15 protein-coding genes are annotated in these 18998 nt (G+C 60.5%); 8 read left to right on the top strand and 7 right to left on the bottom strand.

Annotated elements, in window-relative coordinates; genetic code table 11:
- Window positions 1–12 precede the first annotated feature (12 nt).
- The 6 genes from JJO78_RS19395 to JJO78_RS19370 form a co-directional block, all read right to left on the bottom strand.
- On the bottom strand, window positions 13–1251 hold the full coding sequence (locus JJO78_RS19395; RefSeq protein ID WP_036203032.1) for a heme biosynthesis HemY N-terminal domain-containing protein: 1239 nt from the start codon (window positions 1249–1251) through the stop codon (window positions 13–15).
- On the bottom strand, window positions 1248–2366 hold the full coding sequence (locus JJO78_RS19390; RefSeq protein ID WP_036203035.1) for a uroporphyrinogen-III C-methyltransferase: 1119 nt from the start codon (window positions 2364–2366) through the stop codon (window positions 1248–1250). Before JJO78_RS19390 ends, JJO78_RS19395 begins: the two co-directional genes overlap by 4 nt.
- A 2-nt stretch (window positions 2367–2368) precedes the next feature.
- On the bottom strand, window positions 2369–3181 hold the full coding sequence (locus tag JJO78_RS19385; RefSeq protein ID WP_036203038.1) for a uroporphyrinogen-III synthase: 813 nt from the start codon (window positions 3179–3181) through the stop codon (window positions 2369–2371).
- Window positions 3162–4103 (bottom strand): hydroxymethylbilane synthase, encoded by a 942-nt coding sequence (gene hemC / locus JJO78_RS19380; RefSeq protein WP_036203041.1) that lies wholly within the window; start codon window positions 4101–4103, stop codon window positions 3162–3164. The genes JJO78_RS19385 and hemC overlap by 20 nt, the downstream gene beginning before the upstream one ends.
- Before the next feature lie 85 nt (window positions 4104–4188).
- On the bottom strand, window positions 4189–4944 hold the full coding sequence (locus JJO78_RS19375) for a LytR/AlgR family response regulator transcription factor (RefSeq protein WP_085681696.1): 756 nt from the start codon (window positions 4942–4944) through the stop codon (window positions 4189–4191).
- Between the two features lie 6 nt (window positions 4945–4950).
- Window positions 4951–6045: a sensor histidine kinase gene (locus JJO78_RS19370; protein ID WP_051946537.1), complete on the bottom strand. Its 1095-nt coding sequence runs from the start codon at window positions 6043–6045 to the stop codon at window positions 4951–4953.
- A gap of 131 nt (window positions 6046–6176) precedes the next feature.
- Between JJO78_RS19370 and argH the strand changes: the two genes are divergently transcribed.
- A complete protein-coding gene (gene argH / locus JJO78_RS19365; protein WP_273624470.1) occupies window positions 6177–7568 on the top strand; it encodes an argininosuccinate lyase in 1392 nt (463 codons plus the stop codon).
- Here the strand turns inward: argH and JJO78_RS19360 are convergent, their stop codons facing one another.
- Window positions 7569–10013 (bottom strand): EAL domain-containing protein, encoded by a 2445-nt coding sequence (locus JJO78_RS19360; RefSeq protein WP_273624468.1) that lies wholly within the window; start codon window positions 10011–10013, stop codon window positions 7569–7571. It abuts the gene before it with no gap.
- Window positions 10014–10147: 134 nt separating this feature from the next.
- On the opposite strand from JJO78_RS19360, the gene JJO78_RS19355 reads away from it, so the two are divergent.
- From JJO78_RS19355 to JJO78_RS19325, 7 genes are all read left to right on the top strand, one after another.
- The gene (locus tag JJO78_RS19355; RefSeq protein ID WP_273624467.1) at window positions 10148–13018 is read left to right on the top strand and encodes a class I adenylate cyclase; all 2871 of its coding nucleotides are present in this window, start codon (window positions 10148–10150) and stop codon (window positions 13016–13018) included.
- An 87-nt stretch (window positions 13019–13105) separates the two neighbouring features.
- Complete coding sequence (gene lptM / locus JJO78_RS19350; RefSeq protein ID WP_041332617.1) at window positions 13106–13285, top strand: LPS translocon maturation chaperone LptM; 180 nt, start codon at window positions 13106–13108, stop codon at window positions 13283–13285.
- Window positions 13286–13323: 38 nt separating this feature from the next.
- Window positions 13324–14574: a diaminopimelate decarboxylase gene (gene lysA / locus JJO78_RS19345; protein ID WP_085681690.1), complete on the top strand. Its 1251-nt coding sequence runs from the start codon at window positions 13324–13326 to the stop codon at window positions 14572–14574.
- A 14-nt stretch (window positions 14575–14588) separates the two neighbouring features.
- Window positions 14589–15554 (top strand): diaminopimelate epimerase, encoded by a 966-nt coding sequence (gene dapF, locus JJO78_RS19340; protein WP_052479657.1) that lies wholly within the window; start codon window positions 14589–14591, stop codon window positions 15552–15554.
- Between the two features lie 16 nt (window positions 15555–15570).
- Window positions 15571–16317, top strand: a complete 747-nt coding sequence (locus tag JJO78_RS19335; protein WP_036203058.1) for a DUF484 family protein — start codon at window positions 15571–15573, stop codon at window positions 16315–16317.
- A gap of 2 nt (window positions 16318–16319) precedes the next feature.
- Window positions 16320–17273 carry a tyrosine recombinase XerC gene (gene xerC / locus JJO78_RS19330; protein ID WP_273624463.1) on the top strand — a complete coding sequence of 318 codons (954 nt, stop codon included), beginning with the start codon at window positions 16320–16322 and terminating at the stop codon, window positions 17271–17273.
- A gap of 48 nt (window positions 17274–17321) precedes the next feature.
- Complete coding sequence (locus JJO78_RS19325) at window positions 17322–18998, top strand: GGDEF domain-containing protein (protein WP_041332620.1); 1677 nt, start codon at window positions 17322–17324, stop codon at window positions 18996–18998.

Raw genomic sequence — 18998 nt, 5'->3', positions numbered from 1 at the left:
GGGGCCAGCCCCTCAGGCCTTGGGCATCGGCAAATCCGGCAACCCACTATCGTTAACCAATCCCTGCATCAACAGCTTCACACTGTTCTCACCCTCGCCCATGTGAGCATTCAGGCGGCTCAGCTCGGCCATGGTTTCACGGCTGCGGCGTAGCCGAAGGCTGGTTTCGAAATACTCCCGCGCCTTGCCCCAGAGCTCGTTGCGCAGGCTCAGACGGCCGAGTGCCAACAGCAGCTCTGCATTGTTGGGACGATCCTTCAGCCACTGCTCCGCTACCAGCAACTGCTCATCCGGCTTCAGGCCTTTTACGCGGCCATACAGATTGACCAGTTCATCACCCCAGTGATTGCGCAGGACTTTCCTCAGCAGGGTTTCAGCCTGGGCTTCGTCGCCCAGATCGGCAAGCAGCCGGGCATACTCCCGAATGGTGTGTTCGTCACGGCGGAGAAACCCTGGCAGCTCATCCCAAAGTTTGGTGAGAGGCTCAAGGGACGCTGAAGGCTCACCCGAGTGGCGGCGGCACTCCTCTGCGGCACGCTGCAGAAGGTTTTGCCAAACCAGGCGTTCCAGGTCGCCTTGTTCTTCACTCTCCATCAGGTTGCGCTTGCGGATTTCCGGCAACAGGCGGGACAGCTCACGCCAGTCTTCCAGGCGCACATAGGTGTTTTTCAGCAACTTGAGTACAAACGGATGGTGGGGCGCCTGCTTGCGCAGCCGCACCAGGGTTGCCAGGGCCTGCTCCAGTCGGTTGCCCGCCAGTTGCAGTTGGGCCTGAGTAATGCCCACGGCCATGTCGGAGCCCGGGGTGCTTTCAAAGGCCTTGCGCAACAGTTCGTCAACGGCCTCGTGATCGCCGGATTCAAACGAGGCCTGGGCCGCTGCCAGGTAGTTGATCAGTGGCGTGTCCGCGTGCTCTGCTGAAGAAGTGAGCAGCTTGCGGGCACGTGGCCAGTTACCCTCCGCCAGGGCCAGCAGCCCCTGAGTGGTTCGGCGCCGGGCTCGGCGTTCATTGCTGCGGGCCAGCCAGCCGGCGACCATGCCGGTGCCATGGCGCAGTCGACGGAACAGATTGATGGTTAGCACGGAGGCTGCCACCAGCAGTACCAGCAACGCCAGACCAATCCAGAAATTGGTTTCAATCAGATAGTTGCCCAGGCTGATGCGGATGTAGCCAAGGTCGTACTGCAACCCCAGCGCAAGCCCGGTGCCCAGCAGTAAGGCGACCAGGATGATCAGCAAAATGCGGATCATGATGCGTCTCCCTGTTCACCGTTGCTGCCATTCTTTTCGGCCTCTCCGTTGTCCAGTCGACCGGCCAGTCGTGCCTTGAGCAGTTCCAGTGAGCGGCTGATGTCTGGCAGTTCCGGATCAACGTTCTTTTGTGAGAGTTCCTCCAGGGTCTGCGAGAGCGCGATGATGCGGGTGTTGCTGCTGTCGTACCAATTATTGATGGCATTGCTGGCTTTGGTCAGGGAGCGTGAGTAGAGCTGTTGATGACCGCGAAGTACGGCCAGCTCGGCTTCTTCCAGCATCAACTGCAGATTGAGCCGTGCATAGGCGCTTTGCTCCGGAGACAGCAGGGGTTTGACCGGCTCATCGAGCCTGCGGACCACAACCACCTGAGACAGGGTTTGCTTGACCTTGTGCCATCCCTCGGCAACCAGGCCCTGCCCGGAAGCATCGGCTTCCGGGTTCTCGCCGCTACTGACAAATCCTGGGGCGCGATCATGAATCAGTGCACTGTCTGTCAGTTGGTGGATGCTGTCGATAGCCGCTTCCAGTTTCAGGTAGAGCCCGGTGCGGTCGACATCGACAATGCCCTTGAGCGCCAGGATTTCCTTGGCTAGTTGCTGGCGAACCGGGTAAACGCCGATATCGTCTGATTCCGCCAGAACTTCATCACCGGATTCCAGTGCCGCCAAGGCTCCGCGAATGTCCTTTTCGATCATGAGCCTCTGGTTGGCCACCCTCAGCAGATATTCCGCCTCGGCCAGCAGCCAGTCAGTACGAGTGCGGCTTCCGGCCTCCAGCAGTTCACGGGCGTTGTGGTCGATCTGCCGTTGCTGGGTCGCGATCAGTTCACGCTGTTCAGACAGCTTGTCTTCCAGCGCCTGCAGGCGACGGCTCTGCTCACTGCCGGTCTGGCCGTACATCCGGTCCAGTTGCTCGGTGTCACTCTCCAGATCGGTGATGGACTGTTGCAGTGCCTGGTAGTTGTTCCATTGCTGCCAGCTCCAAAGAGCCAGGGCAACGGCCAGGGCGAGCGCCAGTAGTGTAATGATCCAGAGGGGCCACAGTTTTTGCCGTGTTTGCTGATGCTTTTCGATCGGGGCAGGCAGTTGTGCGTTTGATTCTGTCACGGGCATCCTTACTTGGTGTTTCCGGAGCCTCCGTCCAGGCTGGCAAGTTGTTCTGCAACTGCAGCCACAATCGAGCTATCGGCAAGGCTTCCTGGTATACACGTTCGCCGGAGGCCGGCCAGACGTGCTTGTTCGGCAATCCGCTCAACGGGGACAACCAGTAAAGTGTTTTCAAGATTATGGCCGGTATTGTCACTGAGTGCGATGAGATTGTTCAATGTTTCTCCCGACAGTGTGACGATGGCCTCGGGGGAAAAGTCGTTCAGCATCGCGTTCAGCGTCGCTTTATCATAGTCGGGACAGAAGCGACGATAAAGGGGCAGCACGGTGACTCGCGCGCCTCTGCGTTCCAGGGTTTGCGGGATCAGTTCCCGGCCTTCCTGTCCGCGCACCACCAGAACCTTTTGGTGCTCCAGTGTGGCCAGCTCCGGCAACTGTAGCAAATCTTCGCTGGTGTGGCCGGTTTCCGGTTGCCGCGTTTCCAGGCCATAGTTGCTCAGCACCGTGGCGGTTCCTGCCCCGACGCCGTACCAGTGGATGTCGGTGGGTGTCTGGGGCCACCACTCGTCCAGCCAGTCGAGCAGCAAGGCGGCGGCATAGGGGCTGACGGCAATGACGTGGGCGAACTCGTCCAGGTTGAGGATCAGCGTGCGGGTTGCGGGGTCTTCCGGGAGCGGCTCGCGGGCGATAAGCGGCATGACCCGCGCATCGGCGCCGGCATCGCAAAAGCGCGAGGCCAGCCGGTCGGCTTCCGGTTGTGGCCGGCAGATGAGTATCCGCCGGCCCTCAAGGGGTAGCGAATCAGGTTGGGGTGTGGCCATAGATGTCAGCCAGTACCTTGTCTGCACCCAGTGCGAGTAGGTCTTCCGCCAGTTCGCGTCCAAGGCGCTCGCCTTCGCTGCGGGGCGCGCGGCCTTCAACGCGGAATACCTGGGTGCCGTCGACAGCGCCCACGAGTCCCCGAAGCCAGAGCATGTCATCGTCTTCCAGCAACGCGTAGGCCGCGATGGGTACCTGGCAGCCGCCCTGCAATCGCCGGTTCAGGGCCCGTTCCGCTTTCACTCGGTCCGAGCTGTCGCGATGATCCAGGGGCTCCAGCATGGCGATCAGTTCGGCATCATCGAGGCGGCATTCGATGCCAAGCGCACCCTGGCCCACGGCAGGCAGGGATATACTGTCTGGCAGGCAGTAGCGGATACGGTCATGGAAACCGAGGCGTTTGAGCCCGGAGCTGGCCAGGACGATGGCCTGGTAATCGCCGGCATCCAGCTTTGCCAGGCGGGTGTTGACGTTGCCACGCAAGGTGCGGATTTCCAGGTCGGGCCGGTAGGCACGCAACTGGGCTTCCCGGCGCAGGCTGGCAGTGCCGACTACGGCGCCGTGGGGCAGGGCGTCCACGTTATCGTAGTCATTGCTGACGAACGCATCGGTGGGGTCTTCCCGCTCACAGATGGCCACCAGCCCCAGCCCTTCCGGAAACTCCATCGGCACATCTTTCATGGAGTGCACCGCCAGGTCGGCACTGCCTGCCAGCATGGCCTCTTCCAGTTCCTTGACGAACAGACCCTTGCCGCCAATCTTGGCCAGCGGCACATCCAGGATCTTGTCGCCCTGGGTTTTGATCTTGACCAGTTCCACGGTCACGTTGTCGTGGAGCCGCTCCAGTTCAGACTTGATAAATTCCGCCTGCCACAACGCCAGTGCGCTGCTGCGGGTTGCAATGCGAAGGGTTCGTTTTGACATGGTGTACGTTGCCGGATCTGAAAAATGGTACGCCAAGGGTACTCTTTGTGAGGCAAATTGTGGAGCCGAATGTTGAGCGCCCAGGCTACCCGGGGCGATGCTCCTTTAGCCACTGCCGTACAGAGGCGGCGTGTCTCCGGCTCACGGGCAGTTGCCCGTGCTGGTCTGTCAGATCAATCAGGTTCTGGCCATCCCGTTGTTTCAGCAGCGCTCGGATATAGCGCACGCCTACCAGGGTGTGTCGGTGAATTCGCAGCAGGTATTGCGAGTAGGTGCTTTCCAGTTCTTTCAGGGTGTAATCGGTGACGGTTTCGCCGCGCAGGTGATGGATGGTGACGTATTTCTGATCGGCTTCGCAGTACAGAATGCCCTGGATGTCGATCAGTTCAGTCCCGCGGTGGGTGCGGATGGCCAGCTGTTCATCCGTACCCGATTGTTTTTCAGTCAGTGCCTGTAATTGCACCCGGTTGACTCGGCCAGCCCGATTGAGGGCGTCAGCCAGCGCTTCACGACGTACCGGTTTGAGCAGGTAGGCCACCGCGTGTACATCGAACGCCTGGATGGCGTAATGATCATAAGCGGTGCAGAAGATGATGGCCGGAGGGGCCTCCAGCGAAGCCATCCGTCGGGCGGCTTCCATGCCATCGGTACCCGGCATGCGGATATCGAGCAGCAGGATGTCCGGCGCCAGGCGCGCGGTTTTCTCCAGTGCTTCGTCGCCGTCGCCAGCCTCGTCACAGACATTGTAGCCAGGCAACGCCTCCACCAGTCGGCGTATGCGCTCCCTGGCCAGAGGTTCGTCGTCGGCAATCAGTACGCTGCGGTGATTGTTGTCGCCCATGCTTGCCTACTTGCTCCCTGTTGCCGGTTTTCCGTTGCCACTCGCTGTCTGCCATGGCAGCCGGAGAGTGACAGTATAGATATCATTCTGGTGGCTGTGTTTCAGCACGGCGGGCTCACCGAACAGAGCGTGCAGGCGGGACTGAATGTTGGCCAGCGCCATTCGGTTGCCTTCGTGGCTACCCTGGTCAGAATCCGGGCGCGGGTTCTGCACCATCAGGTAGACCGAGGGGCCCTTGCGGTAGGCCTCAACCTTTACGGTACCTCCGTTCGGACGGGGCTGAATGCCATGATAAATGGCGTTTTCGACCAGTGGCTGGAGGGTCAGGGGAGGGATGGCCTGTTGTTCCAGTCCATCTTCGATATGCCATTCCAGTGTCAGCCGGTCTTCCAGACGCAGCTTTTCAATGGCCAGGTAGCGTTTGCACAGGTCCAGTTCGGCGCTCAGAGGAATCAGGCGGTCACCGGTGCGCAGGCTGGCGCGGAACAGTTCGGACAGATCCAGCACGGCGTCTTCGGCCCGTTCCGGGTTAACGACAATCAGGCTGGCAATGGTGTTCATGCTGTTGAACAGGAAGTGTGGATGGATTCGTGCCTGCAGGGCGGTCAGCCGGGCCTGCATTTCTGACTCCCGCTGTTGTTGCCACTGGAACTGCAGGTAGAAGTATCGCAGCACCATCAGTGTGATCAACAGCGCCAGCAGCAGTTTCTTGGCCACGCCCTGCCAGGCTTCGAGGCCGGGTTGCGGGTGGAGCACGCTGTCTGCGAAGAGGCTGAAGGCCAGCACATCCAGCATCACGATGGTAACAATCACTGTGGTGGCACGGGTAACTGTCAGCCGTGAGAGCCAGCGCCGCATGGGGCAGATCAGGGCGGCGCTGGTCAGCACCGTCCATTGCACGAACAGGGACAGCAGGCCGAAGTAGTTCCAGTCAATCCAGTGGCTTTCGGCCTGAACGATGGACAGCACCAGCACCAGCAGTTCACTGGTGACCACCAGCAGGAAAACGGCCCTGACCCGGCACAGGTCCGGCACATAGAAATCGGCGTCGCTGTCCGCGACTGCCTGGGCTGGGCGTTCCCTGTTGTGTCTTGCGGCCATTGGACCTGTTCCTGATTCCTGTTCCTGATTAGGGGAGGGCAACTGGGCGCCGCGGAATGCTATAATCCTGCGATATTCCATTTACCCATTCCCGCAGAATGATGCCGGGCTGTCAGCAGGAAAGATAGACCATGACGGATCAGAACAAGAGCGCCGAGAAACCCTGGGGCGGTCGTTTCACCGAACCCACCGATGCCTTTGTGGAGCGTTTCACCGCTTCCGTGGGCTTTGATCAGCGCCTATACCATCACGATATTACCGGGTCCATTGCCCATGCCACCATGCTGGCGGAAGTGGGTGTGCTGACTGTGGAAGAGCGTGACACTATTATTGACGGCCTGAAAGCCGTCAAGGCGGACATTGAGGCCGGCACCTTCGAGTGGTCGGTCAGTCTGGAAGACGTGCACATGAACATTGAAGCACGGCTGACGGATCGGATTGGTATTACGGGCAAGAAGCTGCACACCGGTCGCAGCCGTAACGACCAGGTGGCCACAGATATTCGCCTCTACCTGCGCGACGAAATCGACGTCATCGCCGAAGAGCTTCGGCGCCTGCAAGCCGGCCTGCTGGATCTGGCCGAGCGCGAGGCCGAGACTATCATGCCGGGATTCACCCACCTGCAGACCGCTCAGCCGGTTACCTTCGGTCATCACCTGTTGGCCTGGTACGAAATGCTGGTGCGGGATGCCGAGCGCCTGCAGGACTGCCGCAAGCGTGTGAATGTGATGCCCCTGGGTGCTGCGGCGCTGGCGGGCACAACCTATCCGATTGATCGCGGTATCACTGCAAAACTGCTGGGCTTTGATCGGGCCAGTGAGAATTCCCTGGATTCCGTGAGTGACCGGGATTTCGCCATCGAATTCTGCAGCTTTGCCGCCCTGTTGATGACCCACCTGTCGCGCTTCAGCGAGGAACTGGTACTGTGGACCTCTGCCCAGTTTGATTTCATCGACCTGCCGGACCGTTTCTGCACCGGGTCGTCGATCATGCCCCAGAAGAAGAATCCGGACGTGCCCGAGCTGGTACGCGGCAAGACCGGCCGGGTGAACGGCCACCTGATCAGTTTGCTGACGCTGATGAAGAGCCAGCCGCTGGCCTATAACAAGGACAATCAGGAGGACAAGGAGCCGTTGTTCGATACCGTGGACACCGTGAAAGGCTGCCTCAAGGCTTACGCGGATATGATCCCGGCCATCGAAGCGCGGGCCGACAACATGCGCGTGGCGGCCAAGCGGGGATTCTCCACCGCAACTGATCTGGCGGACTATCTGGTCAAGAAGGGCGTGGCTTTCCGCGATGCCCATGAAATCGTGGGCAAAGCGGTTGCGTTTGGCGTTGCCGAAGGGCGTGACCTCTCGGAGATGACCACGGAAGAGCTCACCCGCTTCTCCGACGTCATTGGCGAAGACGTGTTCGATGTGCTGACGCTGGAAGGCTCCGTGCAGGCGCGTGATCACCTTGGCGGCACCGCGCCGAAGCAGGTGCGCGCGGCAGTCGCACGCGCGCGCAAGGCGCTCTAGCTAGCCGCCGATCTTCCCCGTGGTCAGGGTAACCTCCACCGGTTTCAGCTCATCAAGTGGGCGTGGCCGGTAGAGGCGGAAGCCCTGGCCGTAGTGAATGCCGAGGGTTCGTACCTTTCGGAGGGTGTCGTCGTTCTCAATGAAGGTGGCGACCGTCACCTTGCCCGAGGCTTCCGCTATTTTATGAAGCGCCTCTACCATTACCTGCTGCACCGGATCGTCGCTCAGGTGCTGCATGATCTTGTGGTCCAGCTTGATGATGTCCACCGGCAGTTTCGCCGCCAGGCCATAACTTTCCACCGACGCTCCCGCACCATCCAGCGCTACCCGGCAGCCAATGCGGTGCAGGCTGTCGCACAGCACCGCGACATCGTCCGGATACTGGGTGGCGTGGGCTTCCCTTATCTCCAGGCAGAAGCATTCCGGGGCAAAGGGTGATCCTTTCAGTGCGGCTTCCATAAAGTCCGCAAACGAGTCATCCAGTACGCTCGCCAGGGACAGGTTGAAGCCGCAGTACTTGAGGCGCGGCTCCAGCAGACGGTGCTGTTCGAGCCAGGCCAGGGTCTGACGGATCACCTGGCGATCCAGGCGCTTGGCCAGGTCAAATCGTTCGGCAACGGGCAGGAAAGCGTCCGGGGTCAGGGGAGGGCTGTCAGGCGTCTCACCGGGAATCCGGGTCAGTATTTCGATGTGGTCGCCCCACGTAACGCTGGCCACGGGGCGCAGCGATTGGTATTCAAGCTTCAGGTAGCCGCTGTCGAGTGCCTGCTGGATTTGTGCCAGCACCTCGTTGGCCGTGCCCTCGTCCAGCGACAGGGACATGGCCCGGGCGGCATGAATCCGGTTGCGACCGGACGTTTTTGCGGTGTGGCACAGGTCAGCCGCCTGGGTCAGCAGTTGTTCGGAATCGGTGGGCGCGTCGTCGTCCAGAAATAGCAGGCCGCCACTGGCCGTTGTCTGTAACTGCTTGTCCTGCCAGTGGAACACGAAGCCGCCGATCAGCTCGAGAATGCTGTCGGCAATCTTGCGGGCGCGCGCTTCGGGGCAGTTTTCGATCAGCAGGGCGAAGGTGTCGCCGGCCAGTCGTGCCAGCGCATCCCGCTGTCGGATCTTGACCCCGAGATTGCCGGCCAGCTCACGCAGGTAACGGTCGCAGGTGCCGCTGCCGGCGATGTCGTTGAAGTGGTCAAACCCATCCAGGTCGAGATAGAGCAGGCTGTCACTGCTCTCCCGCCGTGGCTTCTGCTCCAGTGTTCGTTGCAGGCGGCCCAGGAAGGCTTTGCGGTTCATCAGGCCGGTGACCGGATCATGCTGGACGCGGTATTCGCTGCTGGAGGAATTCTGCAGGCGGTCGCTGATGTCCCGGGCCACATGAACGGCGCCAATCACGTCGCCCTGGTCATTAGTCAGGCGTTGATAGTGGATCTCGTACAGGGGCAGCTCCCGGTGCTGCTGCGCCATGGGCATTTCCACCACGAAGCTGTCGCGTTCGAAGGCGCGGTGCCAGAGTCGCTCGATAAGCCGTCGTTCGTTGGGGAAGCCCTGCAATACGGCGCTCAGGTTGCTTCCGGATTCCGGCCGGAGGCCGAAGGTAATCTCGAACTGGCGACTGAAGGCGCGGTTGAAATGCAACAGGTTTAGCTGGCGATCAACGGCGACCACCAGGTCGTTGGTGGCGTTGATCGTGGCGCCAAGCATTTGCTCCGCCTGCTGGCGGGCGAGGGTGTGATTGCGCTCAGGCGTGTGGTCAACCAGCGTTCCGCCCAGTCGCTGTATCCGTTCGCCGGCTTTCAGGGCCCGGCCCGTCAACGTCACTTGGCGAACGTTCTGTCGCGCGGTTATCAGATCCAGCGTCAGGGAGAAGGGCTGCCCGGTGCGGATGCAGCGACGGAACAGGGCGCGTATCCTGCCCTGGCTGGACTGGCAGTAGAAAAGTGCCTGTTCGGGCGTGATTTCGCTACCGGGTCTTAATTCCAGCAAATGATACATGCCGTCCGTCCAGATCAGCTCATTGCTGTGGAGGTCCAGCTCCCAGATGCCAACGCCGGCCGAAGTTTCAGTCAGCCGAATCAGGCGGTGGTCGATGGGGGAATGGTCCCGCTGGCTTATAAATGCGCTGGCGGCCTGGTCGGAATCGCGAATGTCCATGCGCAGGCTGAGACCCGCTGTGAAGAAAAAGCCTTCTTTGTGGCGGAAGGTGATCAGTATCGACTCGCCATTATCAATTCGGTGGCGATGGGCCGGTGCAAAGGGATCGTCCTGGCGTGCGGCCAGGATGCACTGAACCTTGCGACCCTCCAGTTCGCTGGCGTCGTAGCCCAACACTGCCTCGGCGTGATGATCAGCGAACAGGATCACGCCGTCGTCGTTGATGCGGATCAGGGTTCGACGTTCGGCACCCTGGGGGGTGTCGGAACGGTCTCGACGGATAAAGAATTCTTTCACGACGGAAAAGCCTCAGCCAGGTTGTGGCAGGAGCGTGCTAATGTTCTCCCGCTTTTATTTTTTTGCCGATTTTGCCACGATTCGGTCATCATACTGATAATGGTATCGGAAAGAACCTCTCCCGCGGAGTCGCCTTGACCATCCAAACCGCTCCTATTGCCCTGGACTTTGATGAGGGTATAGACCGAAAAACGCTGCGCCGGCTGCGGGACCGGTTCATGGCTGTCAACCGGGAGCGCTGGGATCGTGCCCATTCGGCCCTGACCTATCGGCAACAGGCTGTCCTTGAAGTGTTGCCACTGGTGTTCCATCTTAATCACCCGGCTTTGCCCGGCTATCTCGACAGCGACTGCCCTTACGGACTGAGCCACTATCGGCCCCCTGAGTCCACGCTGAACGCTGCCCGGCGCCTGGCAAGAACCTTTTCACTCAAGGACGAGGGGCGCAGAAAACCAGACCTGGAAGCCCTCTTCCTGATGGGCAGCCCCGGGACCCTGGGCCATTCGGTGGCCAGTGATCTGGATATCTGGCTGTGTCATCGCCCGGATCTCTCGGAGCGGGGCGTGCGTTGCCTGGAACGTAAGGCTCAAAGTCTGTCCATCTGGGCCGAAAGCCTGGGGGTTGAGCTTCATGTGTTTGTGTTTTCCGCCGCTGACTGGCGTGCCGGAAGGCAGCGAGCGGAAGTGACCGGGGAAAACTGCGGCAGTTCACAGCATTATTTGCTGCTGGACGAATTCTACCGCACGAGCATTCATCTTGGCGGCCGTTATCCATTGTGGTGGCTGGTCCCCGTGGAGGATGAGCGACGCTATGACGAGTGCGCCCGGCAGCTGATTGACTGCCGTTTTATCCGGGGTGATGAGTACATTGATTTCGGCCCCGTGTCCTCGATACCGCAGGAAGAGTTTCTGGGGGCTGGAGTCTGGCAGTTGTACAAAGGCATCGACATGCCCTGGAAGTCGATCCTCAAGCTGCTGCTGATCGAGTGTTATGCCCGTAGTAATGAGAGCCAAGAGAGCGATGAGAAACCACTGCTGTCCCGGGTCTTCAAGGCGGCGGTGTATTCCGGTGAAACCAACCCTGACCGGCTCGATCCCTACGTACTGCTTTACGAACGCCTTGAGCAGTGGCTGCTTGAAGAAGATGCCCCCCAACGCCTGGTCCTGGTGCGTCAGAGCCTTTATCTCAAGGCAGGCCTGCCGCTTACCCGTTCGGCACAGACCCTCTCAGGCTGGAGAGCCAGGCTGTTGCAGGCCCTGGTGGACTCCTGGGGCTGGTCGGCTGCTGAGTTGAAAAACCTGGACAACCGGATCCGCTGGCGCGCAGAGGACGTGGTCACCCTTCGGCGGGCCGTGGTGGCCGAGTTGACCCACAGCTACCGGCTGTTGTCTCGGCTGGCTCGGGATCATGGCACCCGTGCGGCCATCACCAGCAATGACATGAACCTGCTGGGGCGTAAGTTGTATGCGGCGTTTCAGCGTAAGGCCGGGAAGGTAGAGCAGATCAACCCCGGGCTAGCCCCCTCCCTGGCAGAAGAGAATCTTGCGTTCCATCACCAGTCGGAACAGGGTGGTTCGGCTGGTCACGACGGCTGGTTGCTATACCGTGATCTTGAGGACCCGTCAGATGCGCTCTGGCAACCGGTCATACGCCGTTCGGGCAATCTCAGTGAACTGTTGGTGTGGGGCTATTACAACGGCTTGCTGACCCGGGCCACACGGTTGAATGTGCGAGCCGGCAGCAGCATTGCCTCGGTGGCAGAACTGCGGGAAATGCTGGATGCACTTGGTGCGTTCCTGCCATTCCCGGTGGAGCCGGCTGGCCGGGAGGCGCTTTCCCGGGGTGTGCACCCGCTGCGCAACCTGCTGTTTGTCAATGTCGGGGTCGACCCTCAGGCCTATCTGACCGAGCGGGGCTTGCACAAGCTTAGCGCCCGTCACGATTCACTGGGCTTCAGCGGTGGACGGGAAAACCTGGTGAATACCATTGACCAGGTCACCTTCAATAGCTGGCACGAGGTGAGTTTGCAGCACTACGCTGCCGGAGACACGCTGGTGCAGTGCCTCAAAAACGTGCTGGCATCAGTCGCCAACGCTCCGGACCGGTTGCCGGACATCATGGTTCATAGCCACAGCTCAGGCCACGGAGCCGCCATAGCCCGGCGCGTACGCGAGCTGTTCATGGACGTGATGCGTTATTTCTTCGCCGGTGGTGTCGGCCCTCATCCCCTGCGTTACGTCATCGAGATGGATCGGCGATACTTCCTGCTTCAATTCAGTGGCACCGAGCCCGGATTCGTGGCCCTGGACAGCAACGAAGCACTGATGGCGTATCTGTCCAAGCCGCAGGAATCCTACGTGCCAGTGGTGTTTGACCAATACGCCTTGCTGGATGACCTGCCATTACGCGCCGTGTGCCATGCCAGCGAGCCGGATAACATTCAGGTGTTCTACCGGGTCACAGGAGAGACCGCGAAGGTGTGGGTCGTGGATGAACTGGGATCGGTGTTCTGCTGGCAGCAGGGTTACACCAATCGTCGCTTCCTGCTGGTGCCCTTGCTGCGATTCCTGGAGAACCTGATTGAACGCCGGCAGTTGCGACAACTGGACGCCGTGACCGATGTTGCAGGTGTCCAGTGCTATGAGATGGTGCTTCGCGACAGTCAGTGGCGTGCGGAGAGGCGGCCGGACGCCGACAGCAACGTGCGCCTGCCCGGGCTGGATGTGCAGGCCATCGGTATTCAGGAGGGTGACTCTCAGGTGCGTTTCGATATTTTCTGTGGCGACCAGGAATTTACCGTCCAGGAGTATGGAGACCAGCTGATACCCGCGGTGGCCCACTATATTCGTTCGCTCCGCCAAAGTGATGAGCGCTACCCGGTCTACCTGACGGATGTTCACCTACCCCATGACCTGGATCCACAGATATACCAGCAGCATATCCAGACCATCCAGTATCTCTACTACCGTACCGAGTTGGAAGATTTGCTGAACCGGCATCTGTAGTATCCGGAATCGTGGGTGGTAGCATCTCGCCGGGCGCGGCCTCACTCAGGTATACTGCGTGCATACAGACAACGGGGGCAGCTACCCATGAAGCCAGGACAGACACTTACGTTCCTGCTGGTGATGGTCGTGTTTCTGGTTGGGTGTGGCCAGAAGGGGCCGTTGTATCGTCAGGCACCTGCCAGTGACGATGCCGCAACCGAGCAGGCCGCACCCAGTCAGAAATCCAGCGAACACGACAGCAGCGAACCGGCTGAAGACCATTAGGTTCGGCAGGCTGCCCCGATAACAGGCTCAGGAAATCCATGGATCACTTCAATTACCGCAGCGGTGAATTGTTCGCTGAGAACGTGGCGGTTGAGGACATTGCCCGGCGTTTTGGTACGCCAGCCTATGTCTATTCCCGCGCCACCCTCGAGCGCCATTACCGCGCCTATGATGATGCGCTTGCCGGTCGGCCACACCTGGTGTGCTACGCCGTCAAGGCCAACAGTAATATCGCCGTGCTGAACGTGTTGGCAAGGCTCGGCGCCGGTTTTGATATTGTGTCTGCCGGAGAACTGGAGCGGGTGATCCGTGCTGGCGGGGATCCTGCGAAAACCGTCTTTTCCGGGGTCGGCAAACAGCGCTGGGAAATGCGCCGCGCCCTCGAGGCCGGTGTTCGCTGTTTCAATGTGGAGTCCGACACCGAACTGGATCGCCTGAACGAAGTGGCGGGTGAGCTCGGTGTCAGGGCGCCGGTTTCCCTGCGTGTGAACCCGGACGTGGACGCCGGTACCCACCCCTATATTTCCACGGGGCTGAAAGAGAACAAGTTCGGCATCGACATTGCGGAAGCTCCGGCCGTCTATGAGCGTGCCGCCGCCATGCCAAACCTGGACATACAAGGTGTGGATTGTCACATCGGCTCGCAGCTCACGTCGGTGTCACCTTTCCTCGATGCGCTGGACCGTGTGTTGGAACTGATCGATACCCTGGCGCAAAAGAATATTAATATCCGGCATCTGGACATGGGCGGTGGCCTGGGGGTCACCTACGATCAGGAGCAGCCGCCGCAACCGTCGGATTATGTGACCGCGCTGGCGGAACGCCTGGGCGATCGGTCGCTGGAGCTGATCATGGAGCCGGGGCGGTCCATTGCCGCCAACGCCGGCATCCTGCTGACGCGTGTGGAATTCCTCAAGTGCACTGAACATCGCAACTTCGCCATCATAGATGCGGCAATGAACGACCTGATTCGTCCCGCGCTCTACAGCGCGTGGCAATCCATTGTCCCGGTAACGCCCCGCAACGACGGTGACGAGAAAGCGTGGGACCTGGTTGGGCCGGTGTGTGAGACCGGTGATTTCCTCGGCAAGGATCGCAAGCTGAGACTCCAGGCGGGCGATTTGCTGGCGGTTCGGTCCGCCGGGGCCTATGGTTTTGTGATGAGCTCCAACTACAACACCCGTAACCGTCCACCGGAACTGATGGTTGATGGTGAACAGGTGCACATTGTGCGTCGGCGGGAAACCCTGGAAGAACAGCTTGGCCCAGAAAGCTGTTTGCCGGAATGAGTGGAGAGGCGGAGATGAGTCAGTCCCGGCGCAATCAGGGCCCAATGCTTAACTTCACCAAGATGCACGGTCTTGGGAACGACTTCATGGTGGTGGACGCCATCAGCCAGCCCTTTCGCCTGCGCCCGGAGATGATCCGCGAACTGGCCGACCGGAATTTCGGCATTGGCTTCGATCAGTTGCTGGTGGTTGAACCTCCGGGACTGCCCGACGTGGACTTCCGCTACCGTATATTCAACAGCGATGGCTCGGAAGTCGAGCAGTGCGGCAACGGGGCCCGCTGTTTTGCCCGCTTTGTCCGCGACCAGCGCCTGACCAACAAGAAGGTGATCCGGGTTCAGACCGCCAAGGGCGTTATCGAATTGAGAGTCGGACGTGCAGGCATGGTCACCGTCGATATGGGGGTTCCTGAACTCAATCCTCCGGCCATCCCGTTCGCTGCCGACCGCCGCAAGGACGTGTACACGGTGGAACTCGGCGGTGATACCGTGGAACTCAGTGCCGTCTCCATGGGCAATCCCCATGGGGTGCTATTGGTGGATGACGTGGATACCGCCCCGGTAGGCGAGTTTGGCCCCAGGCTTGAGAGCCATCCGCGGTTCCCGGCGCGGGCCAACATCGGGTTCCTGCAGATTATTGACCGGACCCGCGTTCGCCTGAGGGTGTTCGAGCGTGGTTCCGGCGAAACCATGGCCTGCGGCAGTGGCGCCTGTGCGGCGGTGGTCGCCGGCTGCCTGCGAGGGCTGCTGGACAGCCGGGTGGACGTCGAGCTGAAAGGCGGGCGCCTGGTCATCGAATGGCAGGGTGAGGGGGCCCCTGTTATGATGGAAGGCCCGACGGCCAGCGTTTTCGAGGGTCAGCTTCGCCTGCCGGCAGACCAGCCCCCGAAACGACGTAAGAGCACGCGGCACAGCGATGCAAAATCAGGTACCAACCGACAGAACAATCGCCATCGCCAGCCGGCCACATCAAGGCCCTGACCATCAGGAGAGCAGCATGACAGAACAAACGGCCCACAAGAAGGCCGAAGGGCTCACCCGGGAAGCCGTCGCAGATTATCTGCGGAATAACCCCGATTTCTTTATTGATCAGGACGAGCTCCTGCGCAGCCTGACCCTGCCCCACGACAGCGGCCGGGCGATCTCGCTGGTAGAGCGCCAGGTGCACCTGTTTCGCGAACAGCGCGACACCTTGCGTCGCGAGTTGGTAGAGCTGGTGTCCATTGCACGCCACAACGACCGTCTGTTCGAAAAGAGCAAGCGCCTGCTGATGCAGGTGATCGAGGCCCGCAACCTGAATGATATGGCCGCCGCGATTGATGACAGTATCCGTGGTGATTTCGGTCTGGACGCGGCCTCGGTGATTCTCTTCACCGACAGCGAGTTGCCGGCAGCGGCGCAAGGCGCCCTACACGTGGTGTCGCCGGATGAGGCGAAAGCGCGCCTGGGTGGCTTGCTGGAAGGGGATCGCGCCGTTTGTGGCCAGTTCCGTGAGAGCGAGCGCAGTTTCCTGTTCCCGGACCGGGAGGAACCCATTGCCTCCGTGGCGTTAGTGCCACTGCGTAACAACGAATTGGTCGGGGTGTTTGCCGTGGGTAGTTGCGAACCCGGGTACTTCGACCAGAGTATGGGATCACTCTTCCTGACCTACATCAGCGACACCCTGAGCCGTCTGTTGCCGCCTATCCTGCAAAGGCATGCCGCCACGTTGCCTGTCACCGATGTGGTCGCGGAGTCCCGCTGACCATGTCGCTGGCTGACGAGGAAACCGGCCCGGCTGCCACACTGGCAGAGCCTGTGGCCGCGTTCCTGCGTTATCTGGCGTCGGAGAAGCGACACTCACCACGCACCTGCGGCAGTTATCGCGATGACCTGAACCGCTTTGCTGCGTGGGTTGAGCATCTACCGTCACCGGCCTGGCGATCGGTCACCAGCCACGACTTGCGACGATACGTTGCCCAGCTCAGCCGTGAAGGTTTGTGCGGTCGGAGTATTGCCCGTCACCTGTCTGCCATCCGCCGGTTCTACGAATACCTGTTACGGGAACACCTGGCTGTCGACAATCCGGCGTTGGACATCCGGGCTCCGAAGTCCGGTAGGCGTCTACCGAAGGTGGCGGACGTGGACCAGCTCAATCACCTGCTGGACGCAACGCCCGATGATCCGCTGGAAATTCGCGACCTGAGCATGTTCGAGCTGATGTATTCCTCAGGGCTGCGGTTGTCGGAACTGGCGGGGCTGGATCTCCAATCCGTAGACGCCCGAGGTGGGGAGGTCCGGGTGCTGGGTAAGGGGCGCAAGGAACGCCTCCTGCCGGTTGGGCGAAGGGCGTTGGAGGCACTGGCTCGGTGGCTTGACGTGCGCGGAGCGATGGCGCCAGAGGGAGAGAATGCCCTGTATGTGAGCCGGCGAGGTGATCGGCTCAGTACTCGCAGTATCCAGTCCCGCCTCAGCCGGTGGGGAATGTCGAAAGGGGCGGACCAAAGACTGCATCCCCACCTGCTTCGGCATTCCTTCGCCAGCCATATGCTGGAGTCCAGTGGTGACCTGCGAGCGGTGCAGGAGTTGCTGGGCCATGCGGACATCGCGACGACCCAGGTCTATACTCATCTGGATTTCCAGCATCTGGCAAAGGTCTACGATCAGAGCCATCCCAGGGCTCGCCGTCGTGGTAACAGGCAGGAAACGGAGCATCGTTGAGGCATCAGTCACGGAACAGGCGTCCAGTAAAAGGGCCAGGAGCGCTAAATGTCATCGGACCCATCCTGGAAGGATAAATACCTCCAGGCACTTGAATCTTCAGAACAGCGTGAATCGCATTGGGAAGCTGAAAGGAACCTACTTCAGCGTATGCTGGTGCGTACCAGTCTGGCGTCCGAAGGACAGACTGCGGAGCTGGACCGTTTGCTGGAACGGGTTCGTGACGAGTTACGAAAACCCCCTCTCAACGCAGACAGCTGGCGGGATTTGCAGGAGAGAATTGACCGCCAGGTGGCGGCCCTGGACGACCGCAAATCTGAATCCACGGACCGGCTGAGAACCACATTCGAGCAGTTGCTGTCGGAACTGCGCTCCCATCCTATGTTCAAATCCGGCAAGGACCGTATTCGAGACCTGGAGAAGCGACTCCGGAAACCGGAAACCCTTCAGCTCGATGCGACCGGATGGTTGGTCGATCTGGCATTGGTGTTGGAAACTGGGCTGGGCAGCGGTGACGGGCAGGATCGCAAACGAAGTCGGTTTGGCCGGCTGTTTGGTGGCCGGGGAAGCCAGGAGCCGTCCGACCAGCCGATGTTGGCGGAAGCCGCCGAGAACACGCTGGCTTCGCCTGCCGTTGAACTGGCGATGCCTGGCACAGAAGACAGCGAACGCCTGAAGATTGCACGGCGGGTTGGTGAGCTGCTGGGGCATATGCTGGATCAGGTGACACTGGAGGCTGCGTCGGAGGCAAGAGCCCGACGGCTACAGGAATCGCTGTTGAGCAGCGATAACTGGGATGAGCTGCGGGAGGGGCTGAGCAGCGTGGCGGAACTGGTAATCGCCGCGGTTACCCGGGGGCAAAGGGAGTTTGAGGCCTTCCTTCGGCGTCTCGATGAACGGCTGGACGCGTTGCGCCAGTGTTTTACCGAGCAGGCGAATGCCCAGGCCGGGCGACTGGATGCCTCGCAGGAATTGGATCGCGATATCCGCCAGGAGCTATGGTCGTTCGGCCAGCAAGTGGAAAGCAGTGTTGACTTCGACGGGCTGAAAGACTCAGTGAGCCAGCACCTCGAGACGATCAGTGGGGCCGTCGAGCGGTTTCGGGAGCAGGAGTCCGAGCGCGAGCGTAACCTGTCGCTGCAACTGGAGCTCATGCAGGAAAAACTGGTGACGATGGAGGCCCAGTCGGAACAGGTCCGGGAAAAACTCCGGGAGGAACGTGAAAAAGCCCTTACCGATGTCCTGACCCAATTACCCAACCGGGAAGCCTGGCAGGAGCGACTGTCGTTCGAGTACCAGCGCTGGCAGCGTTATCGTCATTCACTGTCGGTCTGTGTGCTTGATATTGATTTTTTCAAGCGTGTGAACGATTCCTATGGCCACAAGGCGGGTGATCGCGTGTTGCAACTGGTTGCCCGTGCCCTCCGTGAGCGGCTGAGGGCAACCGACTTCATCGCCCGTTTTGGCGGGGAAGAGTTCGTGATCCTGTTGCCGGAAACCAATGTGGACAACGCCCGGTCGGTATTGGATAGCATGCGCGGGCATATCGCGGAGCTGCCGTTCCATTTCCGGGGAGAACCGGTGTCGGTGACGTTTTCGGCAGGGCTGGCGGAATTTGATGGGGACGATGACGAGGACGATGTGTTCGACCGGGCCGACAAGGCTCTGTACCTCGCCAAGGACTCCGGCCGCGACCAGGTGCTTATTGCAGGACGTGATGTCTGA

It is taken from the genome of Marinobacter sp. DS40M6, assembly GCF_028581595.1.
In the GTDB taxonomy this organism is placed as follows: Bacteria; Pseudomonadota; Gammaproteobacteria; order Pseudomonadales; family Oleiphilaceae; genus Marinobacter; species Marinobacter salarius.
Note: the sequence above shows the minus strand (reverse complement) of the source record. Positions and strands in the feature narration are given on the sequence as shown.

Bases quoted from the DNA above. Each gene is read 5' to 3' on its own strand.
- JJO78_RS19395 (WP_036203032.1), bottom strand. From the start codon at position 1,251: ATGATCCGCATTTTGCTGATCATCCTGGTCGCCTTACTGCTGGGCACC.
- JJO78_RS19390 (WP_036203035.1), bottom strand. From the start codon at position 2,366: ATGCCCGTGACAGAATCAAACGCACAACTGCCTGCCCCGATCGAAAAG.
- JJO78_RS19385 (WP_036203038.1), bottom strand. From the start codon at position 3,181: ATGGCCACACCCCAACCTGATTCGCTACCCCTTGAGGGCCGGCGGATA.
- hemC (WP_036203041.1), bottom strand. From the start codon at position 4,103: ATGTCAAAACGAACCCTTCGCATTGCAACCCGCAGCAGCGCACTGGCG.
- JJO78_RS19375 (WP_085681696.1), bottom strand. From the start codon at position 4,944: ATGGGCGACAACAATCACCGCAGCGTACTGATTGCCGACGACGAACCT.
- JJO78_RS19370 (WP_051946537.1), bottom strand. From the start codon at position 6,045: ATGGCCGCAAGACACAACAGGGAACGCCCAGCCCAGGCAGTCGCGGAC.
- argH (WP_273624470.1), top strand. From the start codon at position 6,177: ATGACGGATCAGAACAAGAGCGCCGAGAAACCCTGGGGCGGTCGTTTC.
- lptM (WP_041332617.1), top strand. From the start codon at position 13,106: ATGAAGCCAGGACAGACACTTACGTTCCTGCTGGTGATGGTCGTGTTT.
- lysA (WP_085681690.1), top strand. From the start codon at position 13,324: ATGGATCACTTCAATTACCGCAGCGGTGAATTGTTCGCTGAGAACGTG.
- dapF (WP_052479657.1), top strand. From the start codon at position 14,589: ATGAGTCAGTCCCGGCGCAATCAGGGCCCAATGCTTAACTTCACCAAG.
- JJO78_RS19335 (WP_036203058.1), top strand. From the start codon at position 15,571: ATGACAGAACAAACGGCCCACAAGAAGGCCGAAGGGCTCACCCGGGAA.
- xerC (WP_273624463.1), top strand. From the start codon at position 16,320: ATGTCGCTGGCTGACGAGGAAACCGGCCCGGCTGCCACACTGGCAGAG.
- JJO78_RS19325 (WP_041332620.1), top strand. From the start codon at position 17,322: ATGTCATCGGACCCATCCTGGAAGGATAAATACCTCCAGGCACTTGAA.